Annotated in this window: 19 protein-coding genes; 14 read left to right on the top strand and 5 right to left on the bottom strand. The window is 67.1% G+C overall.

From position 1 onward, the window contains the following. Positions 1–233: 233 nt before the first annotated feature. Together KBW98_RS14510 and KBW98_RS14505 are read right to left on the bottom strand one after the other, a co-directional pair. Entirely contained in the window at positions 234–2,087 is a 1,854-nt protein-coding gene (locus tag KBW98_RS14510; protein ID WP_229429200.1) for a CHASE domain-containing protein, read from the bottom strand. Between the two features lie 244 nt (positions 2,088–2,331). Then, positions 2,332–4,083 (bottom strand): glutamine--tRNA ligase/YqeY domain fusion protein, encoded by a 1,752-nt coding sequence (locus KBW98_RS14505; protein ID WP_211520859.1) that lies wholly within the window; start codon positions 4,081–4,083, stop codon positions 2,332–2,334. A gap of 144 nt (positions 4,084–4,227) precedes the next feature. Here KBW98_RS14505 and KBW98_RS14500 point away from each other — a divergent pair, with 144 nt between their 5' ends. From KBW98_RS14500 to KBW98_RS14475, 6 genes are all read left to right on the top strand, one after another. Further along, on the top strand, positions 4,228–4,380 hold the full coding sequence (locus tag KBW98_RS14500) for a hypothetical protein (RefSeq protein ID WP_211520858.1): 153 nt from the start codon (positions 4,228–4,230) through the stop codon (positions 4,378–4,380). A gap of 87 nt (positions 4,381–4,467) precedes the next feature. Further along, positions 4,468–4,758: a DnaJ domain-containing protein gene (locus KBW98_RS14495; protein ID WP_211520857.1), complete on the top strand. Its 291-nt coding sequence runs from the start codon at positions 4,468–4,470 to the stop codon at positions 4,756–4,758. A gap of 51 nt (positions 4,759–4,809) precedes the next feature. Then, positions 4,810–5,325 carry a hypothetical protein gene (locus KBW98_RS14490; RefSeq protein ID WP_211520856.1) on the top strand — a complete coding sequence of 172 codons (516 nt, stop codon included), beginning with the start codon at positions 4,810–4,812 and terminating at the stop codon, positions 5,323–5,325. After that, positions 5,322–6,110, top strand: a complete 789-nt coding sequence (locus KBW98_RS14485) for a hypothetical protein (protein ID WP_211520855.1) — start codon at positions 5,322–5,324, stop codon at positions 6,108–6,110. The genes KBW98_RS14490 and KBW98_RS14485 overlap by 4 nt, the downstream gene beginning before the upstream one ends. Positions 6,111–6,121: 11 nt before the next feature. Continuing rightward, entirely contained in the window at positions 6,122–6,994 is an 873-nt protein-coding gene (locus tag KBW98_RS14480; protein WP_211520874.1) for a DUF6178 family protein, read from the top strand. After that, positions 6,991–8,202: an MFS transporter gene (locus tag KBW98_RS14475; protein ID WP_211520854.1), complete on the top strand. Its 1,212-nt coding sequence runs from the start codon at positions 6,991–6,993 to the stop codon at positions 8,200–8,202. Before KBW98_RS14480 ends, KBW98_RS14475 begins: the two co-directional genes overlap by 4 nt. Here KBW98_RS14475 and KBW98_RS14470 read toward each other — a convergent pair. Beyond that, positions 8,199–9,122 (bottom strand): EamA family transporter, encoded by a 924-nt coding sequence (locus KBW98_RS14470; protein ID WP_211520853.1) that lies wholly within the window; start codon positions 9,120–9,122, stop codon positions 8,199–8,201. The two genes, KBW98_RS14475 and KBW98_RS14470, sit on opposite strands and share 4 nt — an antisense overlap. On the opposite strand from KBW98_RS14470, the gene KBW98_RS14465 reads away from it, so the two are divergent. The 5 genes from KBW98_RS14465 to KBW98_RS14445 all read left to right on the top strand — a co-directional run bounded on the left by KBW98_RS14465 (position 9,121) and on the right by KBW98_RS14445 (position 15,002). Next, positions 9,121–9,300: a hypothetical protein gene (locus KBW98_RS14465; RefSeq protein ID WP_211520852.1), complete on the top strand. Its 180-nt coding sequence runs from the start codon at positions 9,121–9,123 to the stop codon at positions 9,298–9,300. The genes KBW98_RS14470 and KBW98_RS14465 overlap by 2 nt on opposite strands. 20 nt (positions 9,301–9,320) lie before the next feature. Then, a complete protein-coding gene (locus KBW98_RS14460; protein ID WP_211520851.1) occupies positions 9,321–10,541 on the top strand; it encodes a Xaa-Pro peptidase family protein in 1,221 nt (406 codons plus the stop codon). Positions 10,542–10,641: 100 nt separating this feature from the next. Then, entirely contained in the window at positions 10,642–11,694 is a 1,053-nt protein-coding gene (locus KBW98_RS14455) for a sigma 54-interacting transcriptional regulator (protein WP_229429199.1), read from the top strand. Positions 11,695–12,084: 390 nt separating this feature from the next. Then, complete coding sequence (locus tag KBW98_RS14450) at positions 12,085–12,360, top strand: hypothetical protein (RefSeq protein WP_211520850.1); 276 nt, start codon at positions 12,085–12,087, stop codon at positions 12,358–12,360. Beyond that, complete coding sequence (locus tag KBW98_RS14445) at positions 12,360–15,002, top strand: tyrosinase family protein (protein ID WP_211520849.1); 2,643 nt, start codon at positions 12,360–12,362, stop codon at positions 15,000–15,002. The genes KBW98_RS14450 and KBW98_RS14445 overlap by 1 nt, the downstream gene beginning before the upstream one ends. A gap of 36 nt (positions 15,003–15,038) precedes the next feature. Here the strand turns inward: KBW98_RS14445 and KBW98_RS14440 are convergent, their stop codons facing one another. After that, the gene (locus tag KBW98_RS14440) at positions 15,039–15,485 is read right to left on the bottom strand and encodes a cytochrome C (RefSeq protein ID WP_229429198.1); all 447 of its coding nucleotides are present in this window, start codon (positions 15,483–15,485) and stop codon (positions 15,039–15,041) included. Between the two features lie 253 nt (positions 15,486–15,738). Further along, positions 15,739–16,824: a tartrate dehydrogenase gene (locus tag KBW98_RS14435; RefSeq protein ID WP_211520847.1), complete on the bottom strand. Its 1,086-nt coding sequence runs from the start codon at positions 16,822–16,824 to the stop codon at positions 15,739–15,741. A gap of 93 nt (positions 16,825–16,917) precedes the next feature. On the opposite strand from KBW98_RS14435, the gene KBW98_RS14430 reads away from it, so the two are divergent. The 3 genes from KBW98_RS14430 (at position 16,918) to KBW98_RS14420 (ending at position 19,085) form a co-directional block, all read left to right on the top strand. Continuing rightward, positions 16,918–17,814, top strand: a complete 897-nt coding sequence (locus tag KBW98_RS14430; protein WP_373888948.1) for a LysR substrate-binding domain-containing protein — start codon at positions 16,918–16,920, stop codon at positions 17,812–17,814. Between the two features lie 76 nt (positions 17,815–17,890). Continuing rightward, positions 17,891–18,277: a hypothetical protein gene (locus KBW98_RS14425; protein WP_211520846.1), complete on the top strand. Its 387-nt coding sequence runs from the start codon at positions 17,891–17,893 to the stop codon at positions 18,275–18,277. Between the two features lie 25 nt (positions 18,278–18,302). Next, on the top strand, positions 18,303–19,085 hold the full coding sequence (locus tag KBW98_RS14420) for a hypothetical protein (protein WP_211520845.1): 783 nt from the start codon (positions 18,303–18,305) through the stop codon (positions 19,083–19,085). Positions 19,086–19,136: the final 51 nt, after the last annotated feature.

The raw sequence follows: 19,136 nt of genomic DNA, 5'->3' as shown, positions 1-19,136 counted from the left end.
CACCTCTATTGTCAGTATTTTGATGGTGGGTACTGCGGATCCCTGTGTTTGGTGTGAAGCGGTACGGCGATAGTCCTCCTGCATAAATGGATGTGGAACAAGACCAGACGGCGTCTTGACGGGTGACAGCGATAACCATTTTCCTGCGGGCAGTCAGTGGAACTGTTGAGCTTGCTCAAGCAATAACAGGTGTGATTTTTTAACCACAACTTCCTGCGGGCATCATTTTTCTGCTAGGCGGCAACCGCTTCCGGCGCCACGCGGCCGGGGCCGCCGTCCAGCGCGTTGGGACCGGTCACCGGGATCGTGACCACGATCGTGGTCCCGGTCTCGGGGCCGCTGCTGACCGAGAACGAGCCGCCCAGGATGCCGACCCTTTCCTCGATCCCGACCAGGCCGAAGGAGCCGTTGCGGTTGCGGCTGCCCGGCTGTATGCCGACACCGTTGTCGCGGATGGTCATGGTGAGCATGTCGGCATGCTGGCGCAGGTCGATCCAGACCCGGGTGGCGTGCGCATGGCGCGCCACGTTGTTGAGCGATTCTTGCAGGATGCGGAAGAAAGCGGTGGCGCAGTGGTCGTCGATGCGGTAGTCGCCGTCGTCGTCGAGCAGCTCGCAAGCGATGCCGGTGCGGCGCGAGAAATCCGCCACCTGCCAGTCGACCGCCGCGCTCAGGCCGAGGTCGAGCACGTTGGGGCGAAGGTCGTTGATGATCTGGCGCACGCTGCGGATGGTGACGTCGATCTGGCGCACCGTGGCGTCGGCGCGCGCATGCAGGCGCCGGTGTCCGCCGCGGGTGCGGTTGGCCAGGAATTCGGCCTCGATCTTGAGCGCCAGCAGGCTCTGGGCCAGGTCGTCGTGGATCTCGCGGGCGATGCGCTTGCGTTCGCCTTCCTTGATCTGCTCGGCGTGCGCCGCCAGCATGCGCAGCTTCTCGTGGCTGGCCTGGAGCTTGGCCTGGCTGGCGCGCAGTTCGCGCGTCATGTCCTCGGCCATGCGCAGCGCATTGCGGCGCGAGAAGGCCATGGTCTGGAACAGGGCGTAGAGCAGGGCGGTGCTCATCCCGCCGGCGAAGCCGGCCAGCCACGGGTAGTACATGTCGAAGCTGGTGTACAGGGCGGAGCGGGCGATGCTGAAGTCGGCCCGCCACAGGCGCTGGTTGAACTCGATCGGCAGGCTGGTCGAGAGCACGCTGTCGTCGTCCGGCGGCAAGGCCGGATGGGGATGCTCGGCCGTGGCCATGCTGTCGTAGAGGATGGCGCGCGGCGGCGCCTCGCCCGGCTCCGGCGGCACTTCGGTCAGGTCGGTCAGCACCAGGCGCGTGCCCTTGACCGGGAATTCGTCCAGGATGCCGCCCACCAGCCGGGCCACGCTGAAGCCGATGCCGGCCGAGCCCATGTAGGCCAGGCGCCGTTCCGCCACGGTGCCGGTCGGCATGCCGCTGCGGTACACCGGCAGGCGCAGCGCCTGGCTGCTCTGGTTCGGCCCGGGCTGGAGGGCGATGCGTGTGCCCGAGGCGCTCAGCACATTGGCGTCGCGCGCATGGGCCAGCACCTGGCGCGTGTAGCCGCGCGCTTCCAGGTCCATGCCGAGTTTTTCCAGGGAAGGCTTGAGGCGCGGCTCGATGTAGAGCAGCACCGTGTAGCTGTCGCGGCCGGTCAGGGGCACCAGCGGCGGGGCGTCGCCGCGGACGCCGAGCGCGCGCATGCGCCCGCGCAGCTCGCGGTCGACCTCGGCCAGGCCCTCTGCGTCGACAGTGCGCGCGTAGTTGATAACCTCGATGCCGGGAAAATTGCTGCCGATGTCGAGCTGCTTGACGTACTCGCGGAACTCGTCGGCGCTGGTGTATTCCGTCGCGCGGAACAGCCCGGCCGTGCCGCGCAGGACATCGCTGTAGCTCTTGATGCGGGCGTCGATCGTGTACTGCGCCGCGCGCGCCATGGTGCGGAAGCGGGCGACGGCGTCGCTCTCGATCGCTTGCGAAGTGGCGTGATGGGCGCCCGCGCCGACCACCAGCGACAGCAGGGTGCCTGTCAGCAGGGTCGCCGGATTGGCGAACAATCCGGCAGGGTGGCGGTCTGGCATCATCGGTAGGGCCTCGCAACAAAACTGGTACTTAACGCGAATCAATATTGTTACGGTAAGCAATGTGGCCGGGCATGATGCCTATCAAAACTTATAGGTTTTGCAAAAATACAACAGCAAATGTCTTTTCTGTACGGCCGTGCGGTGGTATAGAGCGGTTTCGCATGCGAGTGCTTTGAGCAGGCAATAAAAAACGCCGCGAAAACCGCGGCGTTCCTGATCAAAGAGCGGGTGCTTACTTAGGCACTTATTTACCCCAGCTGTCCTTGAGCGTGGTGACGCGGTTGAACACCGGCTTGCCCGGTTGGGAATCCACGCGGTCGGCGACGAAGTAGCCGTGGCGCTCGAACTGGAAGCGCTGGTCGGCCACCGCGTCCTTCATGCCCGGCTCCAGGTAGGCAGTGATGGTCTCGAGGGCGTTCGGGTTGAGCGCGGCCTTGAAGTCCTTGCCGCCCGCATCCGGCTGCGGTTCGAGGAACAGGCGGTCGTAGAGGCGCACTTCGGCCTCGAGCGCGCCGGCGGCGCTGACCCAGGTGATGTTGCCCTTGACCTTGTAGTTGTCGGCGCCCGGCGTGCCCGACTTCGAATCCTCGAAGTACTTCACGTGCACGGCCGTCACGTTGCCGTCGGCATCCTTGTCGTAGCCGGTGCATTCCACCACGTAGCCGTACTTCAGGCGCACGCGCGCGCCCGGCTGGTCGCCCACCGGCGGCGTGAAGCGGAAGTAGCCCTTGGTCGGCACTTCCATGAAGTCCTCGCGTTCGATCCACAGCTCGCGCGTGAACGGGAAGGTGCGCACGCCCCATTCCGGATGGTGCGGGTGGACCGGCGAGCTGCATTCGTGGGCTTCGCCCTCGGGGAAGTTGTCGACGATGAGCTTCAGCGGACGCAGCACGGCGATCGCGCGCGGGGCCTTCGGGTCGAGGTCGTCGCGCAGGGCGCCTTCCAGGGTGCCCATGTCGATCCATCCGTCGGCTTTCGAGACGCCGATGCGCTCGCAGAACAGCTGGATCGATTCCGGCGTGTAGCCGCGGCGGCGCAGGCCGACGATGGTCGGCATGCGCGGGTCGTCCCAGCCGGTCACGATGCCGTCGTCCACCAGCGAGCGCAGCTTGCGCTTGGAGGTGACGACATAGGTCAGGTTCAGGCGCGCGAATTCGTACTGGCGCGGCACCGGCTTGCGGAAGAAGCCGCCCTCGGCCAGGGTGTCGACCAGCCAGTCGTAGAACGGGCGGTGGTCGGTGAACTCCAGCGTGCACAGCGAATGGGTGATGTTCTCCAGCGCGTCCGAGATCGGGTGCGTGTAGTCGTACATCGGGTAGATGCACCACTTGTCGCCGGTGCGGTGGTGGTGCGCATGGCGGATGCGGTACAGGGCCGGGTCGCGGTTGGTCATGATCGGGGACGCCATCGCGTCTTCGCTCATCTTGGCGCGCAGGATGTGCTCGCCGTCCTTGTACTTGCCGGCCTTCATGTCGCGGAACAGCTGCAGCGATTCCTCGGCGGGGCGGTCGCGGAAGGGCGAGTTGGTGCCCGGCGTGCCGAAGTTGCCGCGGTTCTTCGCCATCTCCTCGGCGCTCTGGCTGTCGACGTAGGCCTTGCCGGTCTTGATCAGGTACTCGGCCATTTCGTACAGCTGGTCGAAGTAGTCGGAGGCGAAATACAGGTGCTCCTTGCCCGCCTGTTCCCAGGAGAAGCCGAGCCACTTGACGCTGTCCATGATGGTGTCGACGTATTCCTGCTCTTCCTTCTCCGGATTGGTGTCGTCGAAGCGCAGGTGGCACAGGCCCGCGTAGTCGCGCGCCAGGCCGAAGTTCAGGCAGATCGACTTGGCGTGGCCCACGTGCAGGTAGCCGTTCGGCTCCGGCGGGAAGCGCGTGATCACCGGCGGCAGGCCGTCACGCTTGTGGGTGCCGGCCGCCAGGTCGTTTTCGACGATGGCGCGCACAAAGTTCGACGACGGCGGGTTGGCCGCCGGGGTGTTCTTGTCGTTACTCATGAAGAATGGATGTTGGAAAGGTAAGTGGGGGGCATTTTACCGTACACGGGGCCGCAGAGGTCCCCTATGTGGTGGAGCGCACCGTCAGGAAGCTTCCCCAGGATCATACTTGGGGCCAGCTCAACCCCTTGCAAGGTCGAACCCATGAAAACCCTCGCCACCCATCCGGACCTGGTGCGCGCCTGGCTGCTGGCGCTCGCCGGCCTGCCCATGCCCGCGCTGCCGGCCGCCCAGGCCTTTGATCCCGCGCCGCCCGTCCATCCGCTGCCGCCGGCGCCGCCGGCCTACCGGCACTGAGGAGCGCCTGTTAACAGTCTGGCAAGCCTGACAGTTTATCCTTTTATAGTGGATAATCTTCCCTTTGCCGATTGCCGGAGAGCCCAAGTGGAAAATTTATACGCGATCCTCGGCGTCGCGCCGAACGCCAGCGACGACGAGATCAAGAAGGTCTACCGTTCGCTGGCCATGCGCTACCACCCGGACCGCAACCAGGCGCCGGGCGCGGAGGCGCGCTTCAAGGCCGTGACGAAGGCGTACGAGATCCTGTCCGACCCCGTCAAGCGCGAGGAATACAACCAGAGCGTCAACCACCGCATCGTGCTCGATGCCGAAGCCGAAGCCTTCGAGCTGTGGCGCTCGCTGTTCGCCCTCAATGGCGTGAGCCTCCAGGCCTGACCCGCCCGGGCCGCGCCTTGCGGCCACCCACCGAATCAACAGGATAGAACAATGAAACACGTACATCCCGAATTCTCGTTCCAGTCGCGCGAGCTGGAAGGCCAGATCGAGGGCACCCTGGGCGACCCGCCCAACCGCAAGAACTACGACATGATGGTCGGCGCCCTGATGTCCGAGTACGCCAGCGGTTCCGGCCTCGACGACGTCAACATGATGGCCTTCGCCCTGGTCGACCGGATCCGCTTCACCGACCCGAAAGGCCTGATGCGCGAAGCCGCCGACTACGAAGGCGGCGACCCGGCGCGCGTGTTCGCGATGGCCGAATGCGACGGCGACGGCGGCGCGGCCATGTACGAGGCGATGACCGCCAACTACCCGGACCTGGCGCGCCAGGCCATCATCACCGCCTTCCTGTACAAGAACCAGGGCCGCTGGGACGACGTCGACCAGTCGCTCGACCAGCTGGCCGAGGGCGAGGACGACGACCACGACGAGGACATGGACAGCAGCGCCGCGTCCGACGACTTCACCCAGCTGTTCGATCCGGAAGGAGGGGAGCGCGAATGAGCGACGAAGCGAACAAAGGCAGCAATCTCCCCGCGCTGGCCAGGCAGGTCGGCGACCTGGTGCTGGCCGGCTCGCTCGAGCACGCGGAGGAAGTGTTCTCGAAGGCGGCCGACGAGCACGGCGACTACGCCGTCGCCCAGGTGCTGCAGGACCTGCCGCCGCAGGTCACCGCGCTGCACCTGTCCGGCTTCGACGGCGCCAAGACCTCGCTGGCGACCATGCTGGTGCCGCCCAAGGCCTGGGCCGACAGCCTGGCCTACATCGCCGCGACCTGGCCGGACGACATGATCGAGGACGATCCCGAGCGCATCGCCGAGAACCTGTTCAACCACGTGCACGGCGTGGTCTACGCCCAGGACGACGAGGACCGCCGCAACGAACTGCTGGCAGAGGCGTCCGCCACCGACCACGGCGCCACCGTGTTCGCGATCCTGTGGTCGCTGGCGCCGAAGGACATCCTGGAAGTGGCGGGCGAGATCATCTCCAAGGGCCGCTACGTGACCGCCCAGACCAGCGGCGACAGCGACATCGTGCCGCTGGCGGTCGACCTGGCCAAGGCCAGCGAGGACGGCTGGGAGCGGTCGCTGCTCGAGCTGTTCCCGGAATTCCGCCACAGCGCCGAGATGGCCGACATCGAATTGCCGGACGACCCGGACGAGGAATCGGAATTCATGCAGCGCTCGACCCGCGAACTGCTGTACCGCCTGCGCAAGCAGGTGCCGTCGGTGCGCAGCCTGCCGCGCCGCAGCAGCCGGCGCAGCCTGGGCACGGACATCTTCTCGTGAGCCAGGGATTCATGCTGCCGGCCATCGTCATCGAGAAGCCGCCGCGCCTGGTGCGCGCGGTCAAGCTGCTGTCCACCGAGGCGACGCCCGACGAGGCGGCGATCCTGGCCGACGAACTGTCCGGGATCACCGCCATGGTGGCCGAGAAGTTCACCAACGACCGCACCGCCGAAGGCATCCAGCGCGCGCTGCTGCTCACCGTGGGCGGGGTCTCGCTCGGCCTCGAGCACCTGGTCGAAGGCGAGGACGACCTTGCCGCGCTCGACCTCCTGATCGAGGAGGGCGCCGAGCACGTGTTCCAGGCTGGCTTCCGCCTGATCCGCGAGCTGGCCGCGCTGCCCGAGGACAGCCTGATCGGCGAGTACGACAACGACCCCGTGTATTCGCAGCGGCGCCTGAAGGAGCTGTTCGTCGACATCTGCACCGCCGACCCGTCCGAGAGCTGGTCGGGCTACGAGCGCTACCTGGGCCAGGTCCAGCAGAGGAAGGGCGTGCAGGCCATCGTCCGGGCCGCCCAGTGGCTGCGCCGCCACCACTACGAAGGCCCGATCAACGATCCGGACCTGAACGCCGAGGGCGTGATCGCGCTGGCGATTATCTTCGCGGTGGAAGGGGGCGGGCGCATCACCGCGCGCGCCGGCCAGAAGGAGTTCGAGCGCTTCGTCAAGTCGGTGCGCAAGAACCAGCCCGACTTCGAGACCGGCTGGGCCGAGCTGATGGCGCGCGTTCCCGACGCCCACAAGGCCATCGTCGCCGAGCGCATCGATACCTACCGCAGCCAGTGCACGGTGCTGCAGAGCATCGCTACCCGCGCCAGCATGAAGCAGCTGTTCGCCGAGCTGGAAAACTACGCCGGCTCCGAGCTCGAGGCGGACTACCCGTGAATGCGCCGCGCGGTCGGATCGCGTCCGGGAGCATCGCTTTCCGGCGCATCAACCGCGCGATGGCCTTCGGGGGCTTCTCCATCTTCGCCCTCCTGTACTGCGTCCAGCCGCTGATGCCGCTGCTGGCGCAGGATTTTCATCTCACGCCCGCGCAGAGCAGCCTGGCGCTGTCGGTGTCGACCGCCACCCTGGCGGTGGCGCTGCTGGCCTCCAGCAGCGTGGCCGAGCGCTTCGGCCGCAAGACCGTGATGGTCGCGTCGATGTATTCCGGCGCGGCCTTGACCCTGCTGTGCGCCTTCACGGCCGACTATGCCCAGCTGGTGGGCGCGCGGGCGCTGCTCGGCCTGATGCTGGGCGGCCTGCCGGCGGTGGCCATGGCCTACCTGAGCGACGAGATCGAGCCGACCTCGCTCGGGCTGTCCATGGGCATGTACATCAGCGGCTCCGCTTTTGGGGGCATGAGCGGGCGCGTGCTCTCGGCCCTGGTCAGCGACTTCGTCTCCTGGCGCATCGCCGTCGGCCTGCTGGGCGCGGCCGGCCTGTATGCGGCCTGGGAATTCTCGCGCAGCCTGCCGCCGTCGCGCCACGCGGACACGCGCCCGCCGCGCGGCCCCGGCTTCATCGACGGCCTGCGCGTGCACCTGCGCGACCCCGGCCTGCCCTGGCTGTTCGCGCTGCCCTTCCTGCTGATGGGTTCCTTCGTCAGCCTGTACAACTACATCGGCTACCGCCTGCTGGCGCCGCCCTTCGAGCTGCGCCAGAGCGCGGTGGGGGCCCTGTCGCTGCTCTACCTGCTGGGGATATTCAGTTCCATGTGGGCCGGCAAGCTGGGCGACAAGCTGGGACGGCGCAACGTGCTGTGGCTCCTGATGGGCGTGATGATCGCCGGGCTGCTCGTCACCCTGCACGACTCCGTGTTCGCGGTGGTGCTGGGCGTGGGCGTGGCCACCTTCGGCTTCTTCGCCGCGCATTCGGTGGCCAGCAGCTGGGTGGGGCGGCGCGCCCGGCCGCCGCAGGCCCTGGCATCGGGCATCTACCTGTTCTTCTACTATCTCGGCTCGAGCGTGGTCGGCTGGGCCACCGGCTATGTGTGGGAGCTTTGGGCCTGGACCGGCGTCGTGGGGATGCTGGGCGCGATCCTGCTGGTGGGACTGGGCATCGCGCTGCGTCTGCGCTCGCTGGCGCCGGTGCCGGTGGCGCCGGGCTAGGCGGTCGGCTCGCCGGCGCGCCGCTTGTCCGCCTGCGCCCCGCTCTGCGCCGCGACGTGCGCCGTGATTGCCGTCCCGGCCGACGCGGCCACGATGGCGCCGATCGCCAGCAGCTCCAGCGCGCCCAGCAGCTCGCCCAGGAAGAGGAAACCCATCAGTGTCCCGATCGCCGGCTCGGCGCTCAGCAGGGTGCTGAAGGTGTTGGCAGGCAGGCGCCGCAGCGCCAGGGTTTCGAGCGCGTAGGGAATCGCGCTGGAGACGATGGCGACCCCGAGCCCGAGCAGGAGGATATCGGCCTGCAGCAGGCGCGCTCCCGCATGGGCGACGCCGGCCGGGACGAACAGCAGCGCGGCGATGCACATGCCATAGGCCGAGGCAGCCGCCCCATAGGCCTGGCCCGCGCGCCGTCCGGCCAGGATGTAGGCCGCCCAGAACACGCCCGCCAGCAGGGCGAGGCCGATGCCGCGCCAGTCGAGCGCCTGGCGCGCATCGATGGGCAGCAGCAGCGCCAGCCCGCCGGCGGCCAGGCCGATCCACAGGAAGTCGATGCGCCGGCGCGAGGTCAGCACCGCCACCGCCAGCGGCCCGATGAACTCGAAGGCGATCGCGATCCCCAGCGGGATATAGCTCAAGGCAAGGTAGAAGGCGAGGTTCATCGCGCCCAGGGAGATACCGTACACGGCAAGCGGCTTCCAGCGGCTCATCAGAGGCACGCGCCAGGGACGGAACACCGCGGTCAGCAGGATCGCCGCGAACAGCAGGCGCAGGGCGGTCGCGCCTTCAGGGCCGATCGCGGGAAAGAGCTGCTTGGCGAGCGAGGCGCCAAGCGTGATCGAGACCAGTGAGCCCAGCAGGGCGGCATAGGGGGCGAGGGCGGCGGGGCCCGCTGCGGGAGCGGACCGTGAGGCGGAAGGCGTCATGGCGATGCGGATTGCGTTGGCGGTGTGCAAAAGATATCATCGCCCGGCGTCGCCGGTGATCGATCTTTCGGCCGCCATGATAAAAATGATTGGTATTCGGCTGATGGGCGATAACCTGGATCTCGACCCGGCGGCCGCCGGAAAAAAACGCAGGCGCCGCCGCGGCGAGCATGAATGAACGCATACCGAGGAGAACACATGCGCATTGGCGGTACGACGAAGCAGGCGGCGCTGGACGCGCTGGAGAACATGACCGGGCATGCGGCGCCCATCACCGTGGACGAGCACCTGTCCCGGATCCGGCGCGCGCAGGCGTGGATGGGGGAGAACGGCGTCGCCGCGCTCTACCTGAATGCGGGCAGCAACCTGACCTATTTCTCGGGCACCCGCTGGAGCCCCAGCGAGCGCATGGTCGGCGCCATCCTGCCGGCGGCGGGAGAGCTGGTGTACATCGCGCCCGCCTTCGAGGAAGGCACGATCCGCAAGTTCATGCTGGTCCAGGGCGAGATCGCCTGCTGGGACGAACACGAGAACCCGGCGGCGCTGCTGCGCCGGGTGCTGGAACGGCGCGGGATCGCACCCGGCCCCCAGCCGGCGCCCAGGCTGCTGGTCGACGAGAGCACGCCCTTGCTGATGGCCGACGCGATCCGCGCCGCCACCGCCGGCTATGTGCTGGAGAACGCCTACCCGCTGACCTCATTCTGCCGCATGCGCAAGTCCGAGGCGGAGCTCGCGCTGATCCAGTGTGCGATGGACATGACGATGGCCGTGCACCGCGCCGCGGCGTCCATCCTCGTCGAGGGCATCACCACGGCGGAGGTGGAGGAGTTCATCCAGCTCGCCCACCGCAAGGTCGGGGCAAGCGGTTCGTACTTTTGCATCGTGCTGTTCGGCGAGGCGACCTCGTATCCGCATGGCGTCAACTACGTCCAGACGCTTGCGCGCGGCGATACCGTCCTGATCGACACCGGCTGCAAGGTCCACAACTACATCTCGGACATTACTCGCAGCTATGTCTTCGGCGAAGCGTCCGATAGGCAGCGCTTCGTGTGGAACGCGGAAAAGCAGGCGCAGCAGGCGGCCTTCGAGGCGGCCCGGCCGGGCGTGCCCTGCGAGGAGGTCGACAAGGCGGCCAGGCGCTCGCTCGAAGCGAACGGTTTCGGTCCCGGCTACAAGTTGCCTGGCCTGCCGCACCGCACCGGTCACGGCATCGGCCTCGACATCCACGAAGGGCCTTACCTGGTGGGCGGCGAGACCCGGCTGCTGGAACCCGGCATGTGCTTCTCGAACGAACCGATGATCTGCGTGCCCGGCGAATTCGGCATCCGCCTGGAAGACCATTTCTACATGACGGCAAGCGGACCGCGGTGGTTCACCCAGCCGGCCCACAGCCTGGACAATCCGTTCGGTCCGGACTGAAAGAAAAGGGGCCCGCCGGGCTTCCCAAACCCGCATTATTGGACTACCGTTGCGAGATCGATGGCGGCATGCCCGCCGCCACGGTGAGCTCGACAATTCCATGGTGCAGGGTGTCATGATGGATGCGTTCAACACGGAGTTTGGCGGAGCCGGTTTCCTGCGCGGCATGGTCGGGCAGTCTCCCCGGTTCCTGGATGTCCTGAGGCTCATTCCGCGCATCGCGTACTACGACGCGCCGGTGCTGATCGAGGGCGAGACGGGGACGGGCAAGGAACTGGCCGCCCGCGGCATCCATGCGGGCAGCCGGCGCCGCGCCAAGCCATTTGTGGCCATCAATTGCGGTGCGATCCCCGAGAGCCTGATCGAAAACGAACTGTTTGGCCATGTACGCGGCGCCTACACCGATGCGGGCGCCGGCGGCCCGGGATTGCTGCGCCTGGCCCACCAGGGTTCCCTGTTCCTCGACGAGATCGATGCGCTGCCGCCACGCGGCCAGGTGGCGCTGCTGCGCTTCCTGCAGGATGGCCACTACCGTCCGCTCGGCGCCCGGCATGCGGAATCGGCCGATGTGCGCATCATCGTCGCGTCCAACCGCAGGCTGAAGACGCTGGTGGGAGAACACGGCTTCCGGGCCGACCTGCTGTTTCGCCTGCATGTGCTGGCGCTCGACATGCCGGCCTTGCGCGACCGTCCCGGCGATCCGTGGTTGTTGGCACACCACTTCCTGGGCGAATTTACTCAACGTTATGGGGACACCGCCGGCATGACCCGGCGCTCGATCGATACGCGTGCGCACGCCTGGCTCGATGCCTATGCGTGGCCGGGCAATGTGCGCGAACTGGAGAACCTGGTCCACCGCGTTTTCCTGCTGGCGGAGGGGCCGGAACTCCTGCTGCCGGCGCCGGATGGGACGATATGCGGCCACCCGGCCCCCGTGCTGCTGCCGGATGGCGCCGCCCGCCAAACCTATACGGCGGCCCGTGCCCAGGCCCTCGACGCCTTCCACCGGCGCTACCTGATTGACCTGCTCCGCCATGCGCAAGGCAATGTGACGCACGCGGCCCGCCTCGCCGGCAAGGAAAGGCGGGCGCTCGGCAAGCTGCTGCAGAAGTACCACATCGATCCCGCGCGTTTTCGCACCCAGGATCGATGAGTCCCCGTGTGGGTCCGGAATGACCCGGTGGGAGGGCAGGATCGGGTACGTATCGACCCGGCTAGGGTCTGTCTGGCTGAGTCTGCGCCGCCGTGGATTTATTCGTAGGGTGGACGGCTTTGCCGTCCACGCGGTGATTGGTAGCGGCTCCGTTTTCGTGCGGGATGATCTCGACGCAAACTATCACCGCGTGGACGGCAAGCCGTCCACCCTACGACTCGCGCCAACAATGATATTGTCGCCTCCGCGTTCAGTCAGACAAACCCCGGCGACGCCGGTTCTCGTGCATTTCCCTTTTCGCCCATCACTGGCATGTGGGTTGCTTGATCCATGGAGACACGGGAAGGTTTGTCATCCCGACGACCCGACTGTCAGCGAAAGGAGCGCGCCATGCCATCACCATCGGACAAGCAGCCGGACCCCGTGACGAGCGAACATGAGGTGGACGGACATGTGGTCCGCATCGTCAGCGGGCCCGATCACGAGGAATTGTGGATCGACGGCGCGCGCCGCCGCTTCTTCAGGAATTCTGGCGGATACGTTCTAGCCGACAATGCCTATGTACCGGGGCGCGACAGCCTGCTCGAGGCGGTGCGCGTTTATCTGGGCCAGTCCGAGCGCGAGCGCGGCAGCCTGGCCCGAGAAGCACCACGGGGAGAACAGTGATGCGCTGCCGGAAAAACTTCATCGACCTGAGCCCGGTCGAGCGCGAACGGCTCGCCGACGCCTTCAACGACGCATTTAGCCGCGGCGTCATCGCCAGCATGGCGGGCGAGCACGATGCCCACTTCAACCACGGCATCCACTGGGGCCCGGCCTTCCTGCCCTGGCACCGCCACTTCCTGCTGCTGCTCGAAGGAGAGCTGCGCCAGTTCGACGACCGGGTCAGCCTGCCGTACTGGGACTGGACACGGCCGGACTCGCGCGACATCGACGTCGAACCCTGGAAATCCTTCTTCGGCGGGCGCAACAAGAGCGGCGGCCGCTTCGACCACTGGGACTTCGTGCGCCGCAGCGACGCCGCCGGGGTCGTGCTTCCCAGCATTGGGGACGTGCTCGGCGAACTTGGCGCCGCCGATTATCCGGCCTTCCGGGCGATCGAATGCGGCACCCACTTTCCTGCCCATAACTGGGTGGGCGAGAGCATGTCCGGCGGGCGCTCGCCGGACGATCCGCTGTTCTACCTGCACCACTGCAACGTCGACCGCATCTGGGCCATCTGGCAGCTCAACCATCCGGCACCTGGCGTCGAGCAGTATTCGGGAGCATCCAGCACCTGCAACGAGGACAGCGACGCCTTCGTGGACCTGAACTCGCCGATGCATGGCGGCGCCACGCCCGCATCCATGCTCAACCACGTCGCGCTCGGCTATGTCTACCATCGCGACGACGTGCTGCTCGCGGCGGCGCAGGCGCAGGGCATGGCGGGCTTCATCGCGGGCGACCCGCTCACTGTCACGCTCGACACGCCGCAAGTGACCTTCAACGACGTGCCCGAGGGCGACACGACCCACCGCGCGGCGCTGTTCAAGATCAGCGGCTGCGGCGGGCTGATGTTCGAGGCGGCGATCACCTCCGGGCCCTTCACCCTGGCCGACCCGAGTCCCTATTCCTTCCCCGGCAGCGCCTTCCCGACCGGCGAGTTCAGGATCTGGGTCCAGTTCACCGGGCAGGCGCCGGGCACGTCGGCGAACGGGACGATGCGTGTCGTCGCGCACAACAGCTTCGGCGACGAACTGTGGCGCGACGACGATATCCCGATCGCCGCCAATTCGGTGCGGCGCCCCAGGGCATCGGTCACCATGGTGCTCGACGAGTCGGGCAGCATGCTGGCCAATGCCGGCAACAACCGCATGCGCCTGGAGGTGCTCCAGTTCGCGGCCACGACCTTCGTCGACCAGCTCTACGACGACAACGGCGTGGCGATGGTGGCGTTTTCCGACGCCGCCCAGACCGTGCGCGACCTCGAGGTCGCGGGCCCGCTCACGTCCGGCGTGCGCAACGATGTGCGCCTGAAGATCACCCAGCACGGGCCGCCCGACGCCTATCCCCACACCTGCATCGGCGCCGGCATCCAGCAGGCGGCGGACCTGATCGGCGCCTCGCCGATCGCGGGCGATTTCGAGATCAACGCCACCATCGTCTTCACGGACGGCATCGAGGACCGCTCGCCCCGGATCGCCGACGTCCAGCACCTGATCACCGACCGGCTCTACGCCGTGGGCGTGGCCGATGCGGCGAATGTCCAGAACGACATCCTGCGCGCCATCGCCGACGGCACGGGCGGATTCATGCTGGTGACCGGCGCCCTGGCGCAGGACGACGAATTCCTGCTGGAGAAATTCTTCATCCAGATCCTCGCCGGCGTCCTCAACCGGGACATCGTGCGCGATCCCGAAGGCTCGGTGGGCTTCGGCGAAATCGCGCGCGTGCCGTTCTGGATCACCCGCTCGGACATCGCCTTCGACGCCGTGGCCCTGACGCGGGCGCCGCCCTTCCTGGCGATCGCCCTGCAGGCGCCGGACGGGACCATCATCGGCGTGCCCCAGCTGCCGGCGGGCGCCTACCGGCCGGGCGCGACCTCGCGCAACCTGCGCGTGACCCTGCCGGTCCTGCATGACGGCAAGGAGCACTGGGAAGGCGAATGGCAGCTGCTGCTGGCGCTAATGGGACGCGGCGATTCGGCCAAGCTGGCCAATATCCCCGGCGCCATGTCCGCGGCAGGACAGGCGCGCTTGCCTTTCCACGCCCTGATCCATGCGCGCTCCAACCTGAACATGCGCGCGGCACTCAGCCAGACCGGGGTGGCGCCGGGGTCGACCCTGTTCCTGCGCGCCAGCCTGAGCGAATACGGGCGGCCGCTCGGCACCCACCCCGTCGTCAACGCGACCGTCACGCTGCCGGACCACTCGAGCGCCCTCATGGCGCTCCACGAAACCGATACCGGGGTGTTCGAAGCCTCGGTGCTGGCGACCCAGAACGGGGTCTACCGCTTCCATGTGGTGGCCGAGGGCCATGCGACGCGCGGCGCCAGGTTCAGCCGCGAGCAACTGCTCTCGGCCGTGATCGGGCGCGCGCCCCAGCCCGGCGATCCGCGGCCGGGCGAGGGCAACGATGGCGGTCCCGGCGGCAAGGGGGACGATGGGGTGAAGGACCTCCTGTGCTGCCTGCTGAGCGAACGCGTGCTGACCGGCCAGTTCGCCGAGCTGGCCAAGCGCCTGGGCATCGATCTCGACCAGCTGAGGCGTTGCGCACGGCACGTCTGCCATCCCCGCGACGAGCCGGACCAGCCGCCGGTCCTGCGCTGAGCCGGGAGGGTGCCGTGCCTGGCCGGGGCAGTCCGCTTACTTGGGCGGCGGGCCGGGGAACTGGATGTGGGGCCCGGCCGGCGCCTGGTTCGGCGGCACGTAGGCCGGCGCCGGCGCGCCGGCCGGCCCCAGGTGGCGCACGAAGCGGTAGATCGCGCGCACGTCTTCCTTGTCCATGTCGCGCAGCGCGAACCAGGGCATGGGCGGGCGCAGCTTCACGGTCTGGGCGGTCTTGATCCAGTCGGCTTCGCTCATCTTGCTCAATGCCAGGCGCAGGTTGGACGGGTAGGTGGTGCCCCAGGGACCGCGCCAGCCGAGCTGGTCGCCGAGCAGCCAGTCCTTCTCCGCGACCTGCCCGGCGGACTGCGCATACCCGGCCGTGTGGCAATCGTTGCAGCCGGCGATCTTGACCAGGTAGCGGCCGCGTTCGATGTAGTTGCCCTTCGCCGCCGCTCCCGGACTGTCCGCGGAGAAGGCCGTCATGGGCGCGCAAACGGCCAGGATGGAAAGGACGTGAACGGCATGGACCGACCATTTGTTGCTCGTGTTCTCCATTGACTGCCTCCGCATCAGTAAGGATCGACAAGAAAACTGGCTCTACGGTATGGGGCTTACCAGGCCATTCTGCGCCGAATCCCTGGGCGAAAGAAGTGCTGAGGCCGCAAATAGCATAAATACAACAACTGGAAGTCGCTGGTCGAAAGCGACTTCACGGTGTGGCGCAGGACCGAAGGAATCAGGCCGCGGCAAGGAAGGCCGCGATGGCCCTGCCGACATCGGTCGTGTTGGCGCTGCCGCCCATGTCCGGCGTGCGCGGACCTTCCTGCAGGCAGTGTTCGATGGCGCGCAGCAGTGCGTCATGGGCTGCGGTATAACGGGCGTCGCCGGCGCCGAGGAAGTCCAGCATCATCGCGCCCGACCAGATCATGGCGATCGGGTTGGCGATGTTGCGGCCGTAGATGTCCGGCGCCGAACCGTGGACCGGCTCGAACAGCGAAGGGAAAGTGCGCTCCGGGTTCAGGTTGGCCGAGGGTGCGATGCCGATGGTGCCGGTGCAGGCCGGGCCGAGGTCGGACAGGATGTCGCCGAACAGGTTGGAGGCCACCACCACGTCGAAACGCTCGGGCGACAGCACGAAGCGGGCCGCCAGGATGTCGACGTGGTACTTGTCCCAGGCGACGTCCGGATAGGATTGCGCCATCGCAGCCAGGCGCTCGTCCCAGTAGGGCATGGAGATCGCGATGCCGTTCGACTTGGTGGCGGCGGTCAGGTGCTTCTTCGGACGGCGCCGGGCCAGCTCGAAGGCATAGCGCAGGATGCGGTCGGTGCCGTGGCGGGTGAAGATGGATTCCTGCAGCACCAGTTCGCGCTCGGTCCCTTCGAACATCTTGCCGCCCACCGCGGAATACTCGCCCTCGGTGTTCTCGCGCACCACGTAGAAATCGATGTCGCCCGGCTTCTTGTTGGCCAGCGGGCAGGGCACGCCCGGCATCAGGCGCACCGGGCGCAGGTTCACGTACTGGTCGAATTCGCGGCGAAACTTGAGCAGCGACCCCCACAGCGAGATGTGGTCCGGCACCGTGTCGGGCCAGCCGACCGCGCCGAAATAGATGGCGTCAAAACCGCGCAACTGGGCGAACCAGTCGTCCGGCATCATCTTGCCGTGCTGGGCGTAGTAGTCGCAGCTGGCCCATTCGAAGGTCTCGAAGGCGAGGGAGATGTCGAAGCGGCGGGCGGCGGCCTCGAGGGCGCGCAGGCCTTCGGGCATGACTTCCTTGCCGATGCCGTCGCCGGCGATGACCGCGATGCGGTGCGTGTTCATGGTGCGTCCTGGTAAGTGAAGGAATGGGCATCAGCTTAACTCGGGACGAAGTGTTTATAATCATCTTGATCGTTGATATAGGAAACACGTATCGTGAATAATCCAGTCGAAAATGAAGACCTGCGCGTGTTCGTCACCGTGGTGCGCAAGGCTGGCTTCGCGGCGGCCGCGCTGGAACTGGGCATGTCGTCCGCCTATGTCAGCAAGCGCATCGGCATCCTGGAGGCGGCGCTGGGCGTCAAGCTGTTCCAGCGCACCACGCGCCGCATTCTGATCACCGAGGATGGCGAGCGTGTGCTGGCGCATGCCCAGACCATCCTCGAGCATCTGGACAGCCTGGTCGATGCCGTCTCCGAACAGCGCCGCGACCCGCGCGGGCGGGTGCGCATCTGCAGCAGCTTCGGCTTCGGGCGCAATGTCGTCGCGCCCGTCATCGCGCGCCTGGCGGCCGACCATCCCGGCCTGCAGATCCGCTTCGAGGTGTTCGACCGGCTGGTCGACATCGTCGAGGAAGGCTTCGACCTGGACGTGCGCATCGGCGACGCGATTCCCCCGAACCTGATTGCCCGGCGCCTGAAGGAGAACCGCCGCGTCCTGTGCGCCGCGCCCGCCTACCTGGCGCGGCGCGGCGTGCCGAAGACGCTGGCCGAGCTGGCCGGCCACAACTGCCTGCCGATCAAGGAGCGCGACCACCCTTTCGGCACCTGGCGCCTGCGCGGCAGGCAGGGCGAGGAGACGGTCAAGGTAGCGGGGTCGCTGTCGACCAACCACGGCGAGATCGCGCTGCGCTGGGCCCGCGAAGGCGCCGGCATCGTGCTGCGCTCGCTGTGGGACGTGCAGCCTTGGCTCGAGGACGGCAGCCTGGTGCGGGTGCTGCCGGAGTATGCGCAGGAGGCCAATGTCTGGGCCGTGTATCCGCAGCGCCTGGCGGGGTCGGCCAAGGTGAGGGTGTGCGTGGAGGCCTTGGAACGGGCGTTGGAGCAAGGGTGACAAAGCACGTATTTCCAGGCTGCGCCGCATGCTAAGGTAGCGCTTTTCCCCTTGGCTTTTTTGGCGCTGGAGCGACATGGATGCAGGACTGATGCTCGGTATCGTCGTTTCGGCCGTGTGCGCAGCCGGAACCCATCTCTTCGGCCTGGGCCGGCGCGATGACGACAGCATCGTGCCGCGCGCCGAGGAAGAGTTCCGGAACATTCTCGTCGCCGGCGCCGATCCCCAGTACTGCTTTGACGGCCGCACGGCGGAAATCGTGCATGAGCGCCAGGACTGGATTACCGTGAACGACGTGCGGACGGTGACCTGTGTGCACCGCTTCGCGCGCAACGCCTATGGCGAATACTTCTACTTTGCGTCCGAGGGGCGCGGCATGCCGCTCTTTAAGTATGTCACGCAGGCCAACGCCAGGGTGGTCCTCGGGGACAAGTACCTCGCGCCTTCGCAAGTGCGTCTTTGACGCTTGAGCATCACCTTCTCCAATCATGAGCGACATTCCGGAACACGTGACAAGGATGAACGAGCTGAGCGAAGCAGGCCGCCACGACGAGCTGCTGGCGCTGCTGAGGCAATCCTTTGACGAGGTCGAGCAGGCCGTCGCGCCGGAACGGACGGACTTGTTCTTCACCATGTTCAGGTGGTCGATGCTGGCCGAGGAGTTCGCTCCGGCACGCAAGGCGCTCGAAGATGTTCGCGACGACCAGACCGCACGCTTGCTCGCCGGCGACCTGTATGTCGGGCGCGACCGGGAGACGAGCACGGATGAGGACTGCTATCTGCGCATCGGGCGCTTCTCGCTCGTGGTGCAGATGAATGAGACGCTCGGGGATGCGGGCTCGACGCACCGGCTGTTCGCGCGGCTGGATGCCGAGCAGCCTGGGCTGGCGCGCCGCTGCGCCTGGCAGGCGCTGCCGGCCTTGGTCGAGATGGAGGACTTCTCCCTTGCCGACCGTTACCGCAAGGATCCGCTGGAGCTGCTGGAGGAGGTCAATCGTGCCGCCATGCAGTGGCCGCTCTTTTCCTCCCCGCCGATGCCGCGCATGTCTGCTGAGTTGTCCAACCTGGCTCGAGACGTGCGAATCGGTATCGCGGTATTACGTGGACTCGGGCGCCCGGCCGAGGCGGAATCCTTGCGGGAAGCCTTGCTCTCTGGGTTGAAGTCCGACGAGTTGCGCGAGTGGGCGCGACGTGAACTGATCGAGCCTGGCGCAATCAGGCAAGCCTTCGTGGCCCATCAGATGGCGGAAGACGAGCGCGCTTCCGGATAGACCGTCCCGTGCCGTGGAGAACGCACCGCATTTGTCCCGAAGCTCTGCTTC

The sequence above is a fragment of the Massilia sp. ST3 genome, assembly GCF_018119405.1.
Classification (GTDB): domain Bacteria; phylum Pseudomonadota; class Gammaproteobacteria; order Burkholderiales; family Burkholderiaceae_D; genus Telluria.
Note: the sequence above shows the minus strand (reverse complement) of the source record. Positions and strands in the feature narration are given on the sequence as shown.

Coding starts and splice junctions, on each gene's coding strand:
- KBW98_RS14510 (WP_229429200.1), bottom strand. CDS start 2,087: ATGATGCCAGACCGCCACCCTGCCGGATTGTTCGCCAATCCGGCGACC.
- KBW98_RS14505 (WP_211520859.1), bottom strand. CDS start 4,083: ATGAGTAACGACAAGAACACCCCGGCGGCCAACCCGCCGTCGTCGAAC.
- KBW98_RS14500 (WP_211520858.1), top strand. CDS start 4,228: ATGAAAACCCTCGCCACCCATCCGGACCTGGTGCGCGCCTGGCTGCTG.
- KBW98_RS14490 (WP_211520856.1), top strand. CDS start 4,810: ATGAAACACGTACATCCCGAATTCTCGTTCCAGTCGCGCGAGCTGGAA.
- KBW98_RS14485 (WP_211520855.1), top strand. CDS start 5,322: ATGAGCGACGAAGCGAACAAAGGCAGCAATCTCCCCGCGCTGGCCAGG.
- KBW98_RS14480 (WP_211520874.1), top strand. CDS start 6,122: ATGCTGCCGGCCATCGTCATCGAGAAGCCGCCGCGCCTGGTGCGCGCG.
- KBW98_RS14465 (WP_211520852.1), top strand. CDS start 9,121: ATGGCGATGCGGATTGCGTTGGCGGTGTGCAAAAGATATCATCGCCCG.
- KBW98_RS14470 (WP_211520853.1), bottom strand. CDS start 9,122: ATGACGCCTTCCGCCTCACGGTCCGCTCCCGCAGCGGGCCCCGCCGCC.
- KBW98_RS14460 (WP_211520851.1), top strand. CDS start 9,321: ATGCGCATTGGCGGTACGACGAAGCAGGCGGCGCTGGACGCGCTGGAG.
- KBW98_RS14455 (WP_229429199.1), top strand. CDS start 10,642: ATGGTGCAGGGTGTCATGATGGATGCGTTCAACACGGAGTTTGGCGGA.
- KBW98_RS14450 (WP_211520850.1), top strand. CDS start 12,085: ATGCCATCACCATCGGACAAGCAGCCGGACCCCGTGACGAGCGAACAT.
- KBW98_RS14445 (WP_211520849.1), top strand. CDS start 12,360: ATGCGCTGCCGGAAAAACTTCATCGACCTGAGCCCGGTCGAGCGCGAA.
- KBW98_RS14440 (WP_229429198.1), bottom strand. CDS start 15,485: ATGACGGCCTTCTCCGCGGACAGTCCGGGAGCGGCGGCGAAGGGCAAC.
- KBW98_RS14435 (WP_211520847.1), bottom strand. CDS start 16,824: ATGAACACGCACCGCATCGCGGTCATCGCCGGCGACGGCATCGGCAAG.
- KBW98_RS14425 (WP_211520846.1), top strand. CDS start 17,891: ATGGATGCAGGACTGATGCTCGGTATCGTCGTTTCGGCCGTGTGCGCA.
- KBW98_RS14420 (WP_211520845.1), top strand. CDS start 18,303: ATGAGCGACATTCCGGAACACGTGACAAGGATGAACGAGCTGAGCGAA.